Source organism: Micromonospora sp. NPDC005252, from assembly GCF_042872475.1.
Taxonomy (GTDB): domain Bacteria; phylum Actinomycetota; class Actinomycetes; order Mycobacteriales; family Micromonosporaceae; genus Micromonospora.
Genome location: NZ_JBIAKN010000002.1, coordinates 679,402 through 696,834, shown reverse-complemented (window position 1 = coordinate 696,834; position 17,433 = coordinate 679,402). Strand labels below are relative to the sequence as shown.

15 protein-coding genes and 1 riboswitch are annotated in these 17,433 nt (G+C 73.6%); of the genes, 4 read left to right on the top strand and 11 right to left on the bottom strand.

Annotated features, from left to right (window positions below):
- Positions 1 to 103 precede the first annotated feature (103 nt).
- Positions 104 to 3,022 (top strand): LuxR C-terminal-related transcriptional regulator, encoded by a 2,919-nt coding sequence (locus tag ACFYPH_RS09000; protein ID WP_387180331.1) that lies wholly within the window; start codon positions 104 to 106, stop codon positions 3,020 to 3,022.
- Positions 3,023 to 3,043: 21 nt separating this feature from the next.
- Here ACFYPH_RS09000 and ACFYPH_RS08995 read toward each other — a convergent pair whose 3' ends face one another.
- The 3 genes from ACFYPH_RS08995 to ACFYPH_RS08985 are packed head-to-tail and all read right to left on the bottom strand — an operon-like array spanning position 3,044 to position 4,833.
- A complete protein-coding gene (locus tag ACFYPH_RS08995) occupies positions 3,044 to 3,592 on the bottom strand; it encodes a DsbA family protein (RefSeq protein WP_387180328.1) in 549 nt (182 codons plus the stop codon).
- A complete protein-coding gene (locus tag ACFYPH_RS08990) occupies positions 3,589 to 4,086 on the bottom strand; it encodes a redoxin domain-containing protein (RefSeq protein ID WP_387180325.1) in 498 nt (165 codons plus the stop codon). Before ACFYPH_RS08990 ends, ACFYPH_RS08995 begins: the two co-directional genes overlap by 4 nt.
- Before the next feature lie 60 nt (positions 4,087 to 4,146).
- The gene (locus ACFYPH_RS08985) at positions 4,147 to 4,833 is read right to left on the bottom strand and encodes a BON domain-containing protein (protein ID WP_387180323.1); all 687 of its coding nucleotides are present in this window, start codon (positions 4,831 to 4,833) and stop codon (positions 4,147 to 4,149) included.
- Positions 4,834 to 5,249: 416 nt separating this feature from the next.
- On the opposite strand from ACFYPH_RS08985, the gene ACFYPH_RS08980 reads away from it, so the two are divergent.
- Entirely contained in the window at positions 5,250 to 7,985 is a 2,736-nt protein-coding gene (locus tag ACFYPH_RS08980; RefSeq protein WP_387180320.1) for a cellulose binding domain-containing protein, read from the top strand.
- 165 nt (positions 7,986 to 8,150) lie between these two features.
- On the opposite strand, the gene ACFYPH_RS08975 is transcribed toward ACFYPH_RS08980, so the two are convergent.
- Positions 8,151 to 8,558, bottom strand: a complete 408-nt coding sequence (locus ACFYPH_RS08975; protein WP_234589221.1) for a hypothetical protein — start codon at positions 8,556 to 8,558, stop codon at positions 8,151 to 8,153.
- 139 nt (positions 8,559 to 8,697) lie between these two features.
- Positions 8,698 to 8,841 carry a hypothetical protein gene (locus ACFYPH_RS08970; protein WP_354859433.1) on the bottom strand — a complete coding sequence of 48 codons (144 nt, stop codon included), beginning with the start codon at positions 8,839 to 8,841 and terminating at the stop codon, positions 8,698 to 8,700.
- 401 nt (positions 8,842 to 9,242) lie between these two features.
- On the opposite strand from ACFYPH_RS08970, the gene ACFYPH_RS08965 reads away from it, so the two are divergent.
- Positions 9,243 to 9,605 carry an STAS domain-containing protein gene (locus tag ACFYPH_RS08965; RefSeq protein WP_354859435.1) on the top strand — a complete coding sequence of 121 codons (363 nt, stop codon included), beginning with the start codon at positions 9,243 to 9,245 and terminating at the stop codon, positions 9,603 to 9,605.
- Between the two features lie 10 nt (positions 9,606 to 9,615).
- On the opposite strand, the gene surE is transcribed toward ACFYPH_RS08965, so the two are convergent.
- The gene (gene surE, locus ACFYPH_RS08960) at positions 9,616 to 10,443 is read right to left on the bottom strand and encodes a 5'/3'-nucleotidase SurE (RefSeq protein ID WP_354859437.1); all 828 of its coding nucleotides are present in this window, start codon (positions 10,441 to 10,443) and stop codon (positions 9,616 to 9,618) included.
- Positions 10,440 to 11,417, bottom strand: a complete 978-nt coding sequence (locus tag ACFYPH_RS08955) for a PfkB family carbohydrate kinase (RefSeq protein ID WP_354859439.1) — start codon at positions 11,415 to 11,417, stop codon at positions 10,440 to 10,442. The genes surE and ACFYPH_RS08955 overlap by 4 nt, the downstream gene beginning before the upstream one ends.
- A gap of 171 nt (positions 11,418 to 11,588) precedes the next feature.
- Between ACFYPH_RS08955 and ACFYPH_RS08950 the strand changes: the two genes are divergently transcribed.
- A complete protein-coding gene (locus tag ACFYPH_RS08950) occupies positions 11,589 to 12,041 on the top strand; it encodes an SRPBCC family protein (RefSeq protein WP_387180315.1) in 453 nt (150 codons plus the stop codon).
- A 117-nt stretch (positions 12,042 to 12,158) separates the two neighbouring features.
- On the opposite strand, the gene ACFYPH_RS08945 is transcribed toward ACFYPH_RS08950, so the two are convergent.
- The 4 genes from ACFYPH_RS08945 to ACFYPH_RS08930 form a co-directional block, all read right to left on the bottom strand.
- Positions 12,159 to 12,719, bottom strand: a complete 561-nt coding sequence (locus ACFYPH_RS08945; RefSeq protein ID WP_387180312.1) for a hypothetical protein — start codon at positions 12,717 to 12,719, stop codon at positions 12,159 to 12,161.
- 122 nt (positions 12,720 to 12,841) lie between these two features.
- Positions 12,842 to 13,909, bottom strand: a complete 1,068-nt coding sequence (locus tag ACFYPH_RS08940) for a coiled-coil domain-containing protein (RefSeq protein WP_387180309.1) — start codon at positions 13,907 to 13,909, stop codon at positions 12,842 to 12,844.
- Positions 13,910 to 13,914: 5 nt separating this feature from the next.
- Positions 13,915 to 14,046: riboswitch (cyclic di-AMP (ydaO/yuaA leader) on the bottom strand.
- Positions 14,047 to 14,187: 141 nt separating this feature from the next.
- Positions 14,188 to 15,105, bottom strand: coding sequence for a cation diffusion facilitator family transporter (locus ACFYPH_RS08935; RefSeq protein ID WP_355135131.1), 918 nt, complete (start codon positions 15,103 to 15,105; stop codon positions 14,188 to 14,190).
- A gap of 106 nt (positions 15,106 to 15,211) precedes the next feature.
- Positions 15,212 to 17,329 (bottom strand): AAA family ATPase, encoded by a 2,118-nt coding sequence (locus ACFYPH_RS08930; RefSeq protein ID WP_354859449.1) that lies wholly within the window; start codon positions 17,327 to 17,329, stop codon positions 15,212 to 15,214.
- Between the last annotated feature and the right edge of the window lie 104 nt (positions 17,330 to 17,433).

Sequence of the window (17,433 nt, the reverse complement as noted above, 5' to 3'; positions counted from 1 at the left end):
GTCGCGCCGGGGTGAAGCGGGCTCGCCCGGAAGGGGTGAACAGGTTCGGGCCGGGTAACCGCTCGCCGACCGGGGGTGGAACGCGTCGTGGGGGTGGGGCCGGGTGCCGGAACAGCAGGATCACGCGCGAGTCGGCACGGCACCGCGACGTCGGGGGGAGCAGCCGGCGCTGCTGGCGTCGCGGCTGACCCCGACCGTGCCGCCCGAGCCGGTGGTGGCCCGGCCCCGCCTGCTGCGCCGGCTCGACGAGGGCAGCGCCGGGCCGGTCACCCTGGTGGCCGCGCCCGCCGGCTGGGGCAAGACCACCCTGCTCGCCTCCTGGGTCCGGCTGACCGAGCCCGGGTCGATGTCCGGGCCGGCGTGGGTCTCGGTGGAGGCCGGCGACGACGGCGACCGGCTCTGGGCGTACCTGGCGGCGGCGCTGCGCACGGCCACCGGGGCGGCGGACGACGACCTGGTGACGCCGCTGCCCACCGGCCCGCCGCGCCCGGACCAGCTGGAACTGCTGGCGGCCGGGCTCGCCGCCGCGGAGCAGCCCGTGCTGCTGGTCCTGGACGACCTGCACCGGATCACCGACCCGGCGGCGCTGACCGGGCTGGAGTTCCTGCTGCGGCACTCCGAGCAGCGGCTGCGCCTGGTGGTCGGTGCGCGGGCCGGGCTGCCGCTGGCCCTGCACCGGCTGCGCCTCGCCGGCGAGCTCACCGAGATCGGCCCGGACGAGTTGGCCTTCACCGACGACGAGGTGGCCGACCTGCTGACCGCGCACGCCGCACCACTGCCGGCGGCGGCGGTGCGCCGGCTGCGCGAGCGCACCGGGGGTTGGCCGGCCGCGCTGCGGATCGCCGCGCTGGCGTTGCGGGGGCAGCCCGACCCCGAGCGCTGGGTGGGGCAGTTCGGCGGCGACCAACCGGAGGTCGCCGGCTATCTGCACGAGGAGGTGCTGGCCGCCATCGACCCGGCCGACCGGGACCTGCTGCGCCGTACGGCCCTCGCCGAGACCGTCTGCGCCGATCTGGCCGAGGCGTTGACCGGCCGCGTGGACGCCGAGCAGGCGCTGGCCGACCTGGCCGGGGCCGGCGGCCTGCTGCACCGGGAGGAGACCCGCCCGCCCTGGTACCGCTGCGACCCGCTGCTCGCCGACCTGCTCCGCGCCGAGCTGGCCCGGATGCCCGCTGACGAGGTGCGGGAGCTGCACGCGCGAGCGGCCGACTGGTACGCCGGCGCCGGCCGCCCGGCCGACGGGCTGCGGCACGCCCTCGCCGGCGGGCGGTGGGGCCTGGCCGGCGACCTGTTCGTCGCGCACTGGCCGGAGCTGACCCGCTACGACCGCGACCCGGTCAGCGGGCCGCCGCCGTCCCCGCCGTCCCCGCCGCCGGAGGTGGTGCACGCCGACCCGGAGGTGGCTCTGGCCTGTGCCGCCGAGCGCGCCTACGCCGGTGACCTGCCCGCCGCCGCCGGCCATCTGCGCACGGCCGCCGGGCACGCCGGCGCGCTGCCCGTGCCGCGGCGGGACCGGTTCCTGCGGTTGACCACCGCGCTGGAGCTGACCCTGGCCCGGCTCGCCGGTGACCTGCCGCAGGCGCGTGCCGCCGCCGCCCGGCTGCTGCGCACCCGCCCGACCGACGGCCCACCCGCCGGGGTGCCGGATCGCCGCGCAGCCGGGTCGCCGGATGACCAGGCGGCTCGGGTGCCCGAGCCCACGTCGACCCGCCCGTCGGACGCCGACGACGCCGACCTGCGGGCCTTCACGGGCACCGCGCTGGGTCTCGTCGAGCTGTCGGCCGGCGCGCTGCCCGACGCGCGGTTCGTCCGTGCCCGGGCGGCGGCCCGGGAGGCGGGTCGGCCGCGCACCGAGCTGGTCGCCGCCAGCCGCTCCGCGCTCCTGCTCGCCGTCCGCGGTGACCTGCGCGCGGCCGAGGCGGCGGCCCGCGACGCGCTGGGCATGTCGCCCTGCCGGGGCTGGTCCTCCCGGCTCGACTGCGGCTACGCGTACCTGGCGTTGGCAGTGGTGGCCCTGCACCGCGACCAACCCGAGGAGGCTGCCGCGAACCTCGCGCTCGCCGCCCCGGCAACCGGCGCGGCCTTCGCGGTCGGCCCGGCCGGTGCGGTTGGCGCGGTGGGCTCGGTTGGCGCGGTGGGCTCGGCGGGTCCGGGCGGTGGGGTCGGCCTCGCGGAGGCGGGTCCCGCCGACGGGTCGGGGTCGAGCGCGGAGCCGGTGGCGGCGGCGGTCCTCGCGTGGTGTCGTGCGGGGCTGGACCGGGACGCCGGCGACCCGGCGGCCGCCCAGCGGCTGCTCGCCCGCGCCCGGGAGGCTCTGCCCGACGAGCCGGCCGCTGCCGAACTGTCGGGCCTGCTCCGGGCGGCCGAAATCGAGACCCGGGCCGAGCGGGGTGACCTGGACAGCGCCCGCGACCTGCTGGCCGGTGTGACCGGCGACGCGGCCACCCCGGCGCTCGACGTGGCCCTGGCCCGGGTGGAGCTGCGGGCCGGCGACCTCGGCGCCGCCGGGCGGGCGCTGCCGGACTGGCAGGTGCCGCCGGCCGCCGCCTGGCCCCTTCCGGTACGCCTGGACGCCGGCCTGCTGGAGGCGGTGCTCGCCGAGCGGGCCGGGGACGTACGCCGGGCCGGGCGCGTCCTGGAGCAGGTGCTGGACCTGGCCGGCCCGCAGGGCTGCCGCCGGGCGTTCACCCGGGCCCAACCGTCGGTGCGGGACCTGCTGGCCGCCCACCTGGATGCGGGCACCGCGCACTTCTCGCTTGTCAGCGATCTGGTCCGGGGCGTCGAGGAGAGCGCGCCCCGGCCGGCGGTCGAGCCGGGTGGCCTGCTCGACGAGCCGCTCACCGAGCGGGAGCTGACCATCCTGCGCTACCTGCAGAGCATCCTGTCCAACGTGGAGATCGCCGCCGAGCTGTCGTTGTCGATCAACACGGTGAAGACCCACGTGCGCAACATCTACCGCAAGCTCGGCGCGACCCGCCGGCGCGAGGCGGTCCGGCGGGCGCGCGAGCTGCGGCTGATCTGAGCGGCCGGGCAGCCGCCCCGATCAGGCGTTCGCCGCCGCGTCCACGGCGGCCAGCAGGTCGGGCAGGTCGTACCCGCCGTCGTGCCGGACGTCGTTGACGAAGAGCGTCGGCGTGCCGTTGACCCCGCTGCGGATCCCGCCGACGAAGTCCCGGCGTACCCGGTCGGCGAACTTTCCGCGCTCCACCTCGCCGTTCAGCTCGTCCGGCGGCAGCCCGAGCTGCTCGACGCCGAGCGAGAGGTGCACGGGGTCCAGCTGGTCCTGGTGCTCGTACAGCCAGTCGTGCATCTCCCAGAACTTGCCCCGCGCCGCGGCGGCCTCCGCCGTCTCCGCGGCCCGTTCGGCGTACGGGTGGACGTTGGCGATCGGGAAGTACCGGTAGACCAGCCGTACCGTGTCGGCGCGCTGGCGCAGCAACTCGTGCAGGTTGGCGTACGCGGCACCGCAGAACCGGCACTGGAAGTCGCCGTACTCGATCATGGTCACCGGGGCGTTGGACGGCCCGCGGGCGTGGTCCTCGATGGTCACCGGCTCCCGGAGCCGGGCGGTGACCTGAAGTGGGGTGGTCATCGGGCCATCACCTTCCGATCGCGGGCGAGGTTGTCCAGCGCGTCGAAGATCCCGTCCGCGCCCGGGTTGACGTCGGGTGCCGACAGGTAGCTCCACGCCACCATCCCGGCCTGGTCGAGCACCACCAGCGCGCGGGCCGCCTCGCCCTGCGGGGTGTACGCGCCGTACTGGCGGGCCACCTCGCCCTTGGGCTCGAAGTCGGACAGCAGCGGGAAGGTGATGCCCCGGCTCTCGGCGAACGCGCGGTGCGACCAGATGCTGTCCACCGAGATGCCGAGCACCATCGCCTGGTACTGGTCGAACACCGGTGCCGCCGCCTGGTAGAGCGACATCTGGTCCCCACAGACCGGGCTCCAGTCGGCGGGGTAGAAGACGAGCACGACCGGGCGACCCCGGAACTGCTCGGGGCCGATCTGGCGCCCGTCCGGAGTGCTCGCCAGGGTGAAGCCGGGCGCGGGGCGCCCGGGTTGGATCAGCCCGTTCGGATCACTCATGCGCCCAGCCTGCATCCGGGGCGGGTGAGGCCGGCTCACCCGCCCCGGGTGGTTGCGCGCTCAGCGCAGGACCGGTGCGACCGCGATGTGGTTCTGGACCTCCCGGATGCCCGGTGCGGACCAGGCCACCTGCTCCACCTCGGCGCGTTCGGGGATGGAGTTCACCAGTCCGGCGAGCACCGCCGTGTCGCCGTGCACCCGGACGGTGATCCGTTCGGCCTCGGTGGCGCCGGCCCGGGCCAGCGCGTCCACGATCCGGTCGGCCACGTTCGCGCTGTCCGGCGGCGCGCTCGGCCGCACGGTGACGCCGTTGCTGACGCCCCGCACGCCGGTCAGCCGGGAGACCGCCCGTTCGGCGGCCCGGCGCTGGTACTCCCACTCGACCTCGCCGTGCAGCGTCACCCAGCCGGCCGAGACGGTGACCTGGAGCTTCTCGATGGGCACGAACGCGTCCCACTCCAGGGCGTGGCCCGCCGCGGCGGCCACGTCCGGGTCGGCGCGCTCGTGGCTGCCGGGCAGCTGCACGGTCAGATCGTTGGCGACCGCGCGGACTCCGACGACCCGGTGCGCGGCCCGTTCTGCGGCCCACTTCTTCGCGTAGCTGTCCACCCGCCCGGTCAACGTGACGACGCCCTCGGCGACGGTCACGCCGATCTCGTGCGGCTGCACCCGGGGTTCCCAGGTCAACTCGTCGAGTACGGCGGACTGGATGTCCTGGTCGGTGCGCGTGATCGTCGCGATGGCCATCGGCCCTCCCTCGCTGCGTGCGCTGGCTGGCGGACCGGTTGACGCGAGTGGCCGGCTGGCCCGCCGGCTCCGATGGTGTCGGCCACCGGGGTGAGCGGACCTCACCCGATCCGGACGACGGACCCACCGGACCTGCCCGCGCCGCGCGTCGACCGGTCCCGCCGTCGATGGTGGGAGCGCTTCCATAGCGGCGTTGAATCGGTTAGGGTGAGTGCGTTCCTCGATCGCGGGAGCCTCGCGTCGGGTGGTTGGAGCCAGGGCAAGCTCCGATCCGTCCCCCGCGTCGTCGTCCGTCCCCCGGGCCACGGCGCACCACCTTCGGTCGATCCTTCCCGCGTCGTCGCCCGTCCCCCGGGCCGCGACGCCACCCTGGTCGATCCCGTCTCCCGGGTCTACACCCCCGAGAGGAACCACAGATGCCCAGATCACTGGCCGGCGCTCTCGTGTCGGCGTTGGCCGTCGCAACGGCCGTCGTGGCGGTCCCCATCACCGCCGCTGGCTCGGCGCCGGCCCCGGCCGCCGCCGAGGCGTACACCTGGCGCAACGTGCCGGTCGGCGGCGGCGGCTTCGTGCCCGGCATCGTCTTCAACCCCACCGAGAAAAACCTGATCTACGCGCGGACGGACATCGGCGGGGCCTACCGCTGGGAGCAGTCCAGCCAGTCGTGGACGCCGCTGCTCGACTGGGTCGGCGCGGACCGCTGGGGCTACAACGGCGTGGTCAGCATCGCCACCGACCCGGTGCAGACCAACCGGGTGTACGCGGCGGTCGGCATGTACACCAACGGCTGGGACCCGAACAACGGCGCGATCCTGCGCTCGTCCGACAAGGGCGCCACCTGGCAGGTCACCGAGTTGCCGTTCAAGAACGGTGGCAACATGCCGGGCCGGGGCATGGGTGAGCGGCTGGCCGTCGACCCCAACCGGAACAACATCGTCTACTACGGCGCCGAGGGCGGCAACGGGCTGTGGCGCAGCACCGACTACGGGGCGACCTGGGCCCGGGTCACCGCCTTCCCCAACGCCGGCAACTACCGGGCCGACCCCAGTGACCCGAACGGCTACAACGGGCAGAACCAGGGCCTCACCTGGGTCAGCTTCGACAAGAGCACCGGCACCGCCGGCTCCACCACCCAGACGATCTACGTCGGCGTGGCGGACAAGGAGAATCCGGTCTACCGCAGCACCGACGGCGGTGTCACCTGGACGCGCATCCCCGGGCAGCCCACCGGCTACCTGGCGCACAAGGGTGTCGTCGACCCGGTCGGCGGTCACCTCTACATCGCCACCAGCGACACCGGCGGCCCGTACGACGGCGGCAAGGGCGACGTCTGGAAGTTCACCCGCTCGACCGGGGCCTGGACGCGGATCAGCCCGGTGCCCTCCAGCAGCGCCGACGACTACTTCGGCTACAGCGGTCTGACCATCGACCGGCAGCACCCGAACACGCTGATGGTGGCCACCCAGGTCTCCTGGTGGCCGGACGCGATCTTCTTCCGCAGCACGGACGGCGGAGCGACCTGGACCCGGATCTGGGACTTCACCAGCTATCCCGAGCGGTCCCGCCGCTACACCATGGACATCAGCGCGGTGCCCTGGCTGACGTTCGGCGTCAACCCGGCGCCTCCGGAGTCCGCGCCCAAGCTCGGCTGGATGAACGAGTCGGTCGAGATCGACCCGCACGACTCCAACCGGATGATGTACGGCACCGGCGCCACCATCTACGGCACCACCGACCTCACCAAGTGGGACACCGGCGGTCAGCTCACCCTCCGGCCGATGGTCCGTGGCCTGGAGGAGACCGCCGTCCTCGACCTGGTCAGCCCGCCCAGCGGGGCACCACTGATCAGCGCGCTCGGCGACGTCGGCGGCTTCCGACACACCGACCTCGACACCATTCCGTCGATGCTCTTCACCCAGCCGATCTTCACGAGCACCACCAGCCTGGACTACGCCGAGAGCAAGCCCGCCGTGCTGGTGCGGGCGGGCAACTTCACCGACGCCGACCGGCCCAACGACAGCCACGTCGCCTTCTCCACCGACGGCGGCACGAACTGGTTCCAGGGCACCGAGCCGTCCGGGGTCAACACCGGCGGCACGGTCGCCGCCGCAGCCGACGGCAGCCGGTTCGTCTGGGCGCCCGGCGACGCCGGCCAACGCGTCGTCTACTCAGTAGGCTTCGGCAACTCGTGGGCGCAGTCCGCCGGCATCCCGGCCAACGCGATCATCGAGTCCGACCGGGTCGACCCCAACCGGTTCTACGGCTTCAGCGCCGGGCGGGTCTACCTGAGCACCAACGGCGGCGCGACCTTCACCGCCACGGCGGCGACCGGCCTGCCCACCTCCGACGTCCGGTTCAAGGCGCTGCCCGGTCAGTCGGGTGAGCTGTGGCTGGCCGGGCCGGGCGGGCTGTGGCGCTCCACCGACTCCGGTGCCAGCTTCACCAAACTGGGCGGCGTCAGCGCCTCCGGCAACGTCGGCTTCGGCAAGGCGGCGCCCGGCCGGACCAACCCCGCCGTCTTCCTCTACGGCACGGTGAACGGTCAGCCCGGCGTACACCGCTCCGACGACGGCGGAACGACCTGGGTACGCGTCAACGACGACCGCCACCAGTACGGCAACCCGACCGAGGCGCTGACCGGCGACCCGCGTGTCTACGGACGCGTCTACCTCGGCACCAACGGTCGCGGCATCCTGGTCGCCGACCGCACCGGCGGCACACCGACCACGCCTCCTCCCACCACGCCGCCCCCGACGACGCCGCCCCCGACGACGCCACCCCCGACGACACCGCCTCCGACCACGCCGCCTCCGACCACGCCGCCCCCGACGACGCCGCCCCCGGCTGGTGGGTGTGCGGCGACCTACCGGGTGACCGGCTCCTGGTCGGGCGGCTTCCAGGCCGAAGTGGTGGTCAGCAACCCGGGCACCCGGCCCATCGCCGGTTGGACGCTGGGCTGGACCTTCCCCAACGGCCAGCGGATCAGTCAGCTCTGGGGCGGCACCCACACCCAGACCGGGGCGGTCGTCTCGGTCGTGGACAGCGGCTGGAACGGCGCGCTCGGCGCCGGTGCCAGCACCACGATCGGCTTCCTCGCTTCCTGGACCGGCAGCAACGCGCCGCCGGCCACCGTGAGCTGCACGAGTCGCTGACCCGGTGGCCCGGCGTCGTCCGGGCCACCCGAGAACACCGGTCCGCCGGGGCTGCCTGAGGGGTCCGGCACCCCGGCGGACCGGCCCCATCCCGATCGTCGAGCCACCCACCGAGAAATGCGAACGGGCCCCGTCGACCAGAAGGTCGGCGGGGCCCGCTCGGGGCTAGTCGTCCAGGCCGACGGGGGAGTTGGGGCGGTCGACGTCGACGAACTCGACGTCGTCCACCGCGCGGTCGTCCCGGCTGCCGGCGGCACGGGCAGCGGAGCCGACGGCCCAGCCGACCGCCGCGCCGACCAGCGCGGCCCCGATCAGGAGCGTCCACGGCAGCGCCGGCTGGCGCCCGGCGAGCGCGTCAAAGGCGCGCGAGGCCCGACGCCGGGCCTCCTCCGCCGCGGAGCCGACCAGGTCACCCGCCCCGTCGGCGAGATCGCCGCTGCTGCGACGGGCCGAACGGGCGGTGTCCCGGACACTGTCGCCTGCGGAGCTGACGGCGGAGAGCAGGTGCTCCCACGCCTGGTCCGCGATCCGCTCCGGCTTGCTGCGCCGGTCCAGCAGGTTGGTTCCGAACATCGTGGTTACCTCCTCGGGTGCCGAAGCCGCCGGCCACTTCGGACTTCGGCGTCTGTCCAGCGCGGCAGGGTTTCGCTGATTCCGCAGTGCCCCGGGCCGGTCGGCCGCAAACCCGGTCGGCCGCGGCTCACCCGCCCCCTCAGCGCACCGCCACCACGGCCGCACCGCGGGCGAAGTCGTCGTCATCGTCGTCGTCATCGTCGTCCCCGCCGCCGAAACCGCAGGCCAGTACGAGGGCGAGCAGTACGCCGACTCCGGCCAGCCCGGCCAATCGCTTGATCATCGAAGGTCCTCTCCGCCGCGGTGGGTGTCCCGGGGCTGATGCTAGGTGGCGTCGGCAACCGCCCGACCGGATCGGACCGGACGCGTTCGGGCGATCGTGGCGCGACACGCCGGTCCCAGGCGCGGCCGGCGTACGGGATGGGTTGGTTGTCGGGCGTGTCGGGTCACGCCCGTTACCCTGGTCCGGCGACGCGTCGGTTCCGACCGATCGTGGAGTGGTCAGATAACGAAAAGTATTGGTTGATCAGATACCGAAAAGTGGGGATATGGGCGACTTTGTTCGCCCGGATCCGTGAATTGCTCATCCCGAGGGGTGGCGACCGAGGCCGTCGGAGGAATACTCTCGGTCGCGGCCCGCGTACTGATGAGACGCCCGGGGGACGGGCGGGTGGAGGTGCTCGCGTGAGCCTGTCGATCGTGAAGTCGGTCCTGTCCGGTGGTGTCGTGGAGATCGCCCCCCGGGGCGAGATCGACGTCGACACAGCGTACGAGGTGCGTGAGGCGATTGCGGAGGTGCTGGCCAAGAGCCGTCCGGTCCGCATCGAGCTGAACATGAGGCTGGTCACCTTCATCGACTCGGTCGGCATCAGCGCCATGGTCGCCGGCTTCCAGACCGCCGAGGTCAGCGGCGTCAAGCTGGTGGTCACCGAGCCGAGCCGGTTCGTGCACCGTCAGCTCTGGGTGACCGGTCTGCTCGGTCTCTTCGGCGCACCGGAGCCCTACTTCGCCGGGGCCGCCACCCCCGAGGTGCTTCCGGGCGCTTGAGCGCCCTCCGTCAAGGCTGCTCGTCCAGACCGGTCAGGTCCACGTCGGTCACCTCGGTGACCGCTCGGATGGCCGTCACCGACGCGTACCCGGCGGCCAGCAAAGCCAGGTCCGTGCCGGGCTGCGCGGCCTGGCCGGGCTCCTCCAGCGCGGTACGCACGAAGCCGTGCCCCGACTCGGCCACCGTCATCTGCACCTGACCGAAGCTGGCCAGGGAGCCGCGACGTACCCCGCGCAGCCGTCCGTGCGGCAGGTCGGGGGCGTTGACGTTGAGCACGCTCTCCGGCGGCGCGGCGGTCAGCCGGGGGAGCAGGTCCAGGGCGACCCGCGCGGCGGTGACCCAGTGCCGTTCGGCGTCGCGTACGCGGGCTGCGGCGTCCACCGCGGCCCCGCCGCTGCCGGCCGTCGCCTCGCCCGCGGAGAGCACGTCCAGTGAGACGGCCATGGCCCGGCACCCGTTCGAGGCGGCGGTGAAGGCGGCGCCCACCGTGCCGGAGTGCAGCACGGCGCGGCCGGCGTTGGCACCCCGGTTGATCCCCGACAGCACCACCGACGGCGGCGGGCCGAACGCGCCGTGCAGCGCGATCAGCGTGATGAAACCGGGCGAGCCGGCGACCCCGTACGCCGGCACGCCCGCCAGGTCGGGCAGCGGGTGGTCGTGCACCACCACCCGCCCGTCCCGTTCCACCGCGCTCATCGCGGCGCTGGTGCCGCTGGCCTCCTCCATCGGCGCGGCGACCACCACGTCCAGGCCCCGCTGGGCGGCGGCCACGGCCAACGCCTGGATGCCCGGCGCGGCGATCCCGTCGTCGTTGGTCACGAGCACCCGCAGCGTCATCGCTCGACCGCCCGGTCGGCCAACTCGTCGGGGGTGGTCCGCTCCTGTTGCCGACTGTCCGCCGGGACGAGCCGGACCCGCTCCACCAGCCCGGTGATCGAGTCCAACCGTCCGGTGCCCAGCCCGTGCCGGGTCACGTTCAGTGCGCCGGCCGCGGCGCCGGTACGGATGGCCGTCCGGATGTCGCCACCACGGGCGATCACGGCCGCCACGCCGGCGGTCATCGAGTCGCCCGCGCCGCGCGGATCGGCGGCCTCCAGCCGGGGCATCTCCACCTCGAAGAGCTCCCCGTCGATGAGCGCCAGCGCCGGCTGGTCGGCTCGGCTCACCACCACCGTCTCGGCGCCGGCGGCGTGCAGGTCGTACATCGCCCGGGTCAGCTCGGCGCCGTCCCCACTGCGGGCGCGACCGTCCCGGATTAGCTCCTCGTGACTCACCTTCAGGAAGAACACACCGCCGTCCAGTACGGCGCCCAGGTGGTCACCGGACAGATCAGCCACCACCCGGCTGCCGTTGGCGCCGAGGTCGGCGGCGAAGCGGCGGTACAGGTCGGCCGGGACGAGCCACGGCGCATTCGGGCCACTGAGGACGCTCACGTCGGCGCGAAGTCCCTCGCCGAGCGCCAGGTTGTACAACTCGTCCAGCTCGTGGCGGCTCAGTCGGTCCCCGGGCACGTCCACGACCTCCTGTCGGGACCCGCCCCGCCGGTCGTGCACGTACCCGCCGCTGCCGGAGTCGCGCATCACCACCTTCAGGTCCACCCCCTCGCTGACCAGCAGCGGCTCCAGCACCTGACCGACCTCGCCACCGAGCGCGGCGCAGAGCACCACGTCGACCCCGAGCGACAGCACCATGCGGGCCTGCCAGACGCCCTGGCCGCCGGGGTGCAGGTGCAGTTCGGGCTGGTCGTTCGGCTGATCCACGGTCACCGTCAGTTGCGGGGTGGGCGCGAAGACCATCACGTGCCCGCTCACCGGTCGTCACCGAACATGTGTCCACCCTCCGTCACAACCGGTGATTTCCCATCAGCCGACCGTAATGGGAATGCTGCGCGAATACCGGGACAACGGACGGTGTCCGTCCGGGCGTTGCCAGCCTGAGCCGCGTACGGGACGATCGTGCGACCAGCGACCTCGGGAGACTGTGTGCTCAGCAGCGACAGCTTCAGCTACACCGTCCAGGCCCGCTGCTCACTCGCCGAGGCGGCGGCGTTGTTGAGCGACCTGACCCGCCAGGGCGAACTGCACCCCCTGATCGTCCGGGTCCGCCGGGTGCCGCCCCGTCCGGGCGCCCGAGCCAGCTACACGATCAACGACAGGCTGGCGGTGGGGCCGTTGCGCTTCCGCACCACCTACCAGGCGGACGTGCTGATCAGCGAACCTGACGAGATCGTCACGGTGGCCCGCCAGTGGCCGGCCACCACCGTCCGCAACCACACCCGGTTGCGCGCCGAGCCGGACGGCCTGGTCCGGATCGACGTCGACATCACCCTGCGCGCGCCGACGCCCCTGTTCCGGTACGCCTTTCAACAGGCCCGCGCCGCCCACCTCGCCCTGGCCACCCGCCTCGGTGCGGCCCTCGACCGCCCCGAGTCATGATCGTGCCTCGCCGATCATGGAGTTGTGGTGGGCCACAAAACGCCCATACAACGCCAAGGCAGGCACCACAACTCCATGATCGCCGGGCCATCCAGCACGGGTTGGCCGGCCGGAGCCCTAACGCAACACTGTTGACTTCCGTGTTGTTGCGCGATCTTGTGGCGCGTTGCGTGCCGGGCTCGCGGCGGCGGAGGTATGGCGTGCGCCGGTGGGTCGGGCGGGTCGGCGGCCCCAGGGCTTGTACGTGGAGAGCACGGTCGCGATGATCATGAGGCTGGTCGACACCGCGGGCGCGATCACCAGGTCGGCGCGATCCCGGGCGGGGAGGGCGGCGCCCAGCGCGCTCGCGTGCCGCAGGTTCGGGGTGAGCAGGAACAGCACCAGCCCGACCATCACCGTGGTGATCACGAGCTTGACCAGCACCCACCGGTGGCGCACCAGGCCCCAGGGGGTGAGCAGCGCGCTGGCGACGCCGACGAGCCAGACGAGCACGCTCAGCGGCGCGAACAGCACCGTGCCGACGAGCCCGGCGACCGGATAGACCACGGCCGGGTCGGCGCCGCGCTGTGCCGCGATGCCGAGGGTGAGCAGCACCAGGTCGGCCCCGAGCCAACCGAGCGAGGTGATGAGGTGCAGGGTGAGCAGCGCCTTGCGGGTGGCGGGTGGGATTCGCGGCATACCCGACATGCTGCCGGCCCGGCCCGGCCGGGTCGTCCGATCACCGGCGGCGTCCGGGGTACGTCCGCTGACGTACCCGGGGCCGGCGCACCCGCTCGACGGTGCGCCGGCCACCGGTGGGGTCAGTACACCGACAGGTGTACGTGGTTGGTGTGTTCGCTGGAGGGGTCGCCGTTCCCCCCGCTGTACGACTTCCACCCGCTGCTGGGCAGCCAGATCTGCCTGTACCAGATCACGTAGAGCACGGCGAGCCGGTCGGAGTTGCGGATGAAGTACGCGGCCAGGTTGTTGCCGTACGTCTTGTCGCCGCCGGTGGCGTCCCCGCCGAAGCCGCCCTTCTGGGCGGCGAAGTCGCAGGCCCGGCCCTTCGGGTGTTCGCCGGAGCCGCCCGAGCGGTGACAGGAGACGTACCGGGTGAAGCCGGCGGCCTTCGCCTGGTTGAGGGCGTGCAGGGTGCGGGGGGTGATGCAGCCGCTGGCCGGGGTGGGGTCGTTGACGCTGCACGACTCGGACGGCCAGGAGCCGTCGGAGTTGCGCGGCGCGGGCTGGGCGTTGGCGGTGGAGGTGCCCCGGTTGGAACTGGTGTCGGCAGCGGTGGTGCGCGGCTTGCTGGTGGCGACCGCCAGGGCCCGTTCGGCCTGTTCCTTGCGCTTGGCCATCACCTCGACCTGCTTGCGCTGCTCGCGGATCTCGCCGTCCAGGGCGGTGCGGGTGCGGTTGGCCTCGTCCCGGGTGGCGTGCAGGTCGCGCAGCACCCGGTCCTCGTTGGCGGCCACCACGTCCAGCGCGGCCGCACGGTCCATGAAGCCCTCGGGGGTGTTGGTGTTGAGCAACGCCGAGACGGTGCTGAGCCGGCCGGTGCGGTACGCCACGCCGGCGATCTCGCCGACCTTGCCGTTGCGCACGGTCATCTCGGCCTCGGTGGTCTTCAGCTTGGCCGCGAGTTGCTGCTGGCGCTGGACGGAGGTGTCCAGGGCGCGCTTCGCGTCCAGGTAGCCCTTGCTGGCGGCCTCCAGTTGGGCCCGCAGCGCGGGGGTGCCGCCCTCCTCGTCGCCGTCGGGCGCCGCGGCGGCCCGCAGGCCGCCGGGGGGAGCGGCGGTGGCGGCGCCCACCGGTAGGGCGACGCCGAGGGTGACCATCATGACGATCAGTGCCGCGAGTCGGGCGGCGGGTGGTCGTGCTGGTGCCACTACGCATGTCCTTCCGTCAGCCGCCGACCGGGTTAGCTGACGGGTTCGGGACGGAAGATCCCTACCGCTGACGCGGATGCACCCCAGGAACGTGGTTCCCCGGTTCGCCCTCTCGGGTGATTAGGCGGCGGCCGCCACCGGCGCCGGGAGGGCGCCGCCGGGTGGTGGCCGGGGACGAGCCTACCGGGGCAGGTGGGACGTGTGCAGTCGATGTGACGGAAGGTGTCTACGCCGCCACCGAAGATGACCGCAAAACGGTCTTTTCGTCAGATAGGTGCTCACCACTCGATCGAACCGCAGGCGCCCGTGGCGGACCCGGGCTCGATCTGCAGCGTGGCGTGCTCGATGCGGAAGTCCTCCCGCAGGGCGGTACGCGCCGCGGTGAGCACCGTGCCGACCTCCCCGCCGGGCGCCATGATCAGGTGTGCGGAGGCCACCTCCATGCCCGAGGTGAGCGTCCAGACGTGCAGGTCGTGTACCTCCACCACGCCGGGCACCGCGGCCAGTCGGTCGTGCACGGCGGTGACCTGGAGGTGTTCCGGGGCGGCCTGCACCAGGATGCGGACGGCCGCGCGCCCCAGCCGCCAGGTGCGCGGCAGGATGAACACGCCGATGGCGACCGCGACCAACGGGTCGGCCCACCACCACTCGGTGACCGCGATGAGCAGCGCCGCGCCGATCACGCCGAGCGAGCCGAGCAGGTCGCCGAGCACCTCCAGGTAGGCGCCCTGGAGGTTGATGCTCTCCCGGGCGCCGGCGCGCAGCAGCGCGAACGCGATCACGTTCGCGAGCAGGCCGAGGACGGCCACCGCGAGCATCGGGCCGGTCAGCACCTCATGCGGGTCGCCGAACCGGCCGATCGCCTCGATCACCACGTAGACCGCCACGCCGGAGAGCAGGACGGCGTTGGCCAGGGCGGCGAGCACCTCGAGGCGGTAGAGCCCGAAGGTGCGCTGCGGGTCGCCGGTGGCCCGCCGGGTGGCGGTGATCGCGGCGAGCGCCATCCCGATGCCCAGCACGTCGGTGAACATGTGCCCGGCGTCGGAGAGCAGGGCGAGCGAGCCGGTGTGGAAGGCGGCCACACCCTCGACCACCATCAGGGTCGCGAGCAGCCCGAACGCGGCCCAGAGTCGGCCCCGGTGCTGGTGGGCGGCGTTGGTGACCGACCCGTGGTGGTGGTCATGACCTGCTCCCACGAAATCCACCCTCCGTCGCCACCCGGGACCCGGTCAAATGTATGCTCACATCGCTATGTATGCAAGTGTACGGACCGGCCCACCCTTCGACACGGCAACCCGCAGGTCAGCCGGTCGGGTCGATGGTGGTGAGCCGCTGGGTGGCCCGGGAGAGCGCCACGTAGAGCGTTCGTACGCCGGAGCCCGGATCGGCCCGGATCTCGCTCGGGGCGACCAGCACCACCCCGTCGTACTCCATGCCCTTCGCCTCCAGGCTGGTCACCACCTGCAGCCGCGCCGCGCCGAGTGAGCCGAGCCAACCGGCGACCTCGTCGCGGCGGGTGACCGGCGTGATCACCCCGACCGTGCCGTCCACCTCGGCCAGCAGGCCGGTGGCCGCCTCCACGACCGCGGTCTCCAGCCCGGCGGGCGGCACCACCAGCTCGACGGGGTCGATCCCGGTGGAGCGGACGGCGGTCGGCAGCGACAGGTCTGGGTAGAGCCGGCGGATCTCCGCCGCCGCCACCGCGAAGATCTCCGCCGAGTTGCGGTAGTTGGTGGTGAGCGTGAAATCGTGCCGCTTGCGACGGCCCAGCGCCTGGTCCCGGGCGTGGGTCAGCTCCTGGGGATCACCGGTCCACGCGGTCTGCGCCGGGTCGCCCACGACGGTCCAGGAGGCCAGGCGGCCGCGCCGCCCGACCATCCGCCACTGCATCGGCGAGACGTCCTGCGCCTCGTCCACCACCACATGCGCGTACTCCCGGTAGTCCTCCGGACGCTCCCGGGCCGCCGCGCGGGCGGCCCGCTGCCGGTCGCTGGCGGTGCTCAGCTCGCGCACGCCGCCGGCGAGTTGGAACGGGTCACGGCGGGCCCGCGCCGGCTGCATGGGCTTGCCGAGCAGCGCGTCCAACTCGTCCAATAACGCCACGTCCGCGATGGTCAGGCCCGCGGTGTCCAGATTCTGGTACGCGGCGGTGAGCAGCCTGATCTCCGCGCCGGAGAGGATGCCGCCGGCGTACCGACGCAGCCGATCCGGGCGAGCCAGCCAGCCGAGCACGTGTCGGGGGTGCAGGCGCGGCCACCACGCCTTGAGGAACTCCCGGAACTCCGGCCGCTCGGCGATCTCGCCCTCGAAGGCCCGGTGCTCGGGCAGCCGGGTGATGCCCACCGCCCGGGCCTGCGCCCAGAGCGCGGCGAACACCCCGTCGAAGCCGGCCCGGCGTGCCTCGTTGCGCCGGGCGCCACGGTGCAGCGCGCGGTCCCGGATCCGGTCCAGCTCGGCCCGGTCCAGCCGCAGCAGCGTGCCCCGGTAGAGCAGCCGCAGCTCACCCGGGCCGCCCGGCACCGCGTCGCGGGCTGCGCGCTCCAGCACCCGGCGCATCCGCAGCGAGCCCTTCACCGCCGCCACCTCGGGCGGGTCGGCGCGGGTGGCGGTCATTCCCGGAAAGAGGCTGCCCAGCGAGTGCAGGGTCGCCGTGTCTTCACCGAGCGAGGGCAGCACCGAGGCGATGTACTCGACGAAGACGGTGGACGGCCCGACCACCAGGATGCCCCCGCCGGCGTACCGGCTGCGGTCGGAGTAGAGCAGGAAGGCCGCCCGGTGCAGGGCGACCGCCGTCTTGCCGGTGCCCGGACCGCCCGCCACGATCGTCACCCCGGAACCGGGCGACCGGATGGCCTCGTCCTGCTCCCGCTGGATCGTCGCCACGATGTCGCGCATGCCCCGACCGGTGGCGCGGGACAGGGTGGCCAGCAACGCGCCGTCACCGACCACAGTCATCCCCTCCGGCGCGGCGGTCGGGTCCAGCAGGTCGTCCTCGATCCGGGTGACCCGCTCGGCGCGCGAGGAGATGGTGCGGCGACGCACCACGCCCAGCGGCTGCGCCGGGGTGGCCTGGTAGAACGCGGAGGCGGCCGGCGCGCGCCAGTCGACGACCAGCGTGGTGGCGTCCTCGTCGCGGATGCCGAGCCGCCCGACGTGCAGCACCTGCCGGTCGCGCAGGTCCAGACGGCCGAAGACCAGCCCCTCGTGCTCGGCGTCGAGGGTGTGCCGTCGCTGCGCGGCGTGGAAGACCATCGCGTCGCGCTCGACCAGCGCGCCGAACGTGCCGACCCGGGCCATCCGGTAGCCGTCCCGTTCGGCCCGAACCGCGGACTGGCGCAGCTCGGCCAGTCGGGCGTACACCCGGTCGAGGTGCCGTTGCTCGACGGCGATCTCCTGCTCCAGGGCGGTCTGGTCGGTCAACGCACGCTCCTTCGATGTCGCCGGCAGACGGCGCGAACCGCGCGGGCCAACCGCAGAAGGGTACGGCCCCGGGCCCGGGGCTTCGCGCCCGAGGTGCGGGAACG

What these genes read in the sequence shown, in the direction of transcription:
- ACFYPH_RS08995 (WP_387180328.1), bottom strand. Translation starts at nt 3,592, where the DNA reads ATGACCACCCCACTTCAGGTCACCGCCCGGCTCCGGGAGCCGGTGACC.
- ACFYPH_RS08985 (WP_387180323.1), bottom strand. Translation starts at nt 4,833, where the DNA reads ATGGCCATCGCGACGATCACGCGCACCGACCAGGACATCCAGTCCGCC.
- surE (WP_354859437.1), bottom strand. Translation starts at nt 10,443, where the DNA reads ATGACGCTGCGGGTGCTCGTGACCAACGACGACGGGATCGCCGCGCCG.
- ACFYPH_RS08945 (WP_387180312.1), bottom strand. Translation starts at nt 12,719, where the DNA reads ATGCCGCGAATCCCACCCGCCACCCGCAAGGCGCTGCTCACCCTGCAC.
- ACFYPH_RS08980 (WP_387180320.1), top strand. Translation starts at nt 5,250, where the DNA reads ATGCCCAGATCACTGGCCGGCGCTCTCGTGTCGGCGTTGGCCGTCGCA.
- ACFYPH_RS08975 (WP_234589221.1), bottom strand. Translation starts at nt 8,558, where the DNA reads ATGTTCGGAACCAACCTGCTGGACCGGCGCAGCAAGCCGGAGCGGATC.
- ACFYPH_RS08970 (WP_354859433.1), bottom strand. Translation starts at nt 8,841, where the DNA reads ATGATCAAGCGATTGGCCGGGCTGGCCGGAGTCGGCGTACTGCTCGCC.
- ACFYPH_RS08990 (WP_387180325.1), bottom strand. Translation starts at nt 4,086, where the DNA reads ATGAGTGATCCGAACGGGCTGATCCAACCCGGGCGCCCCGCGCCCGGC.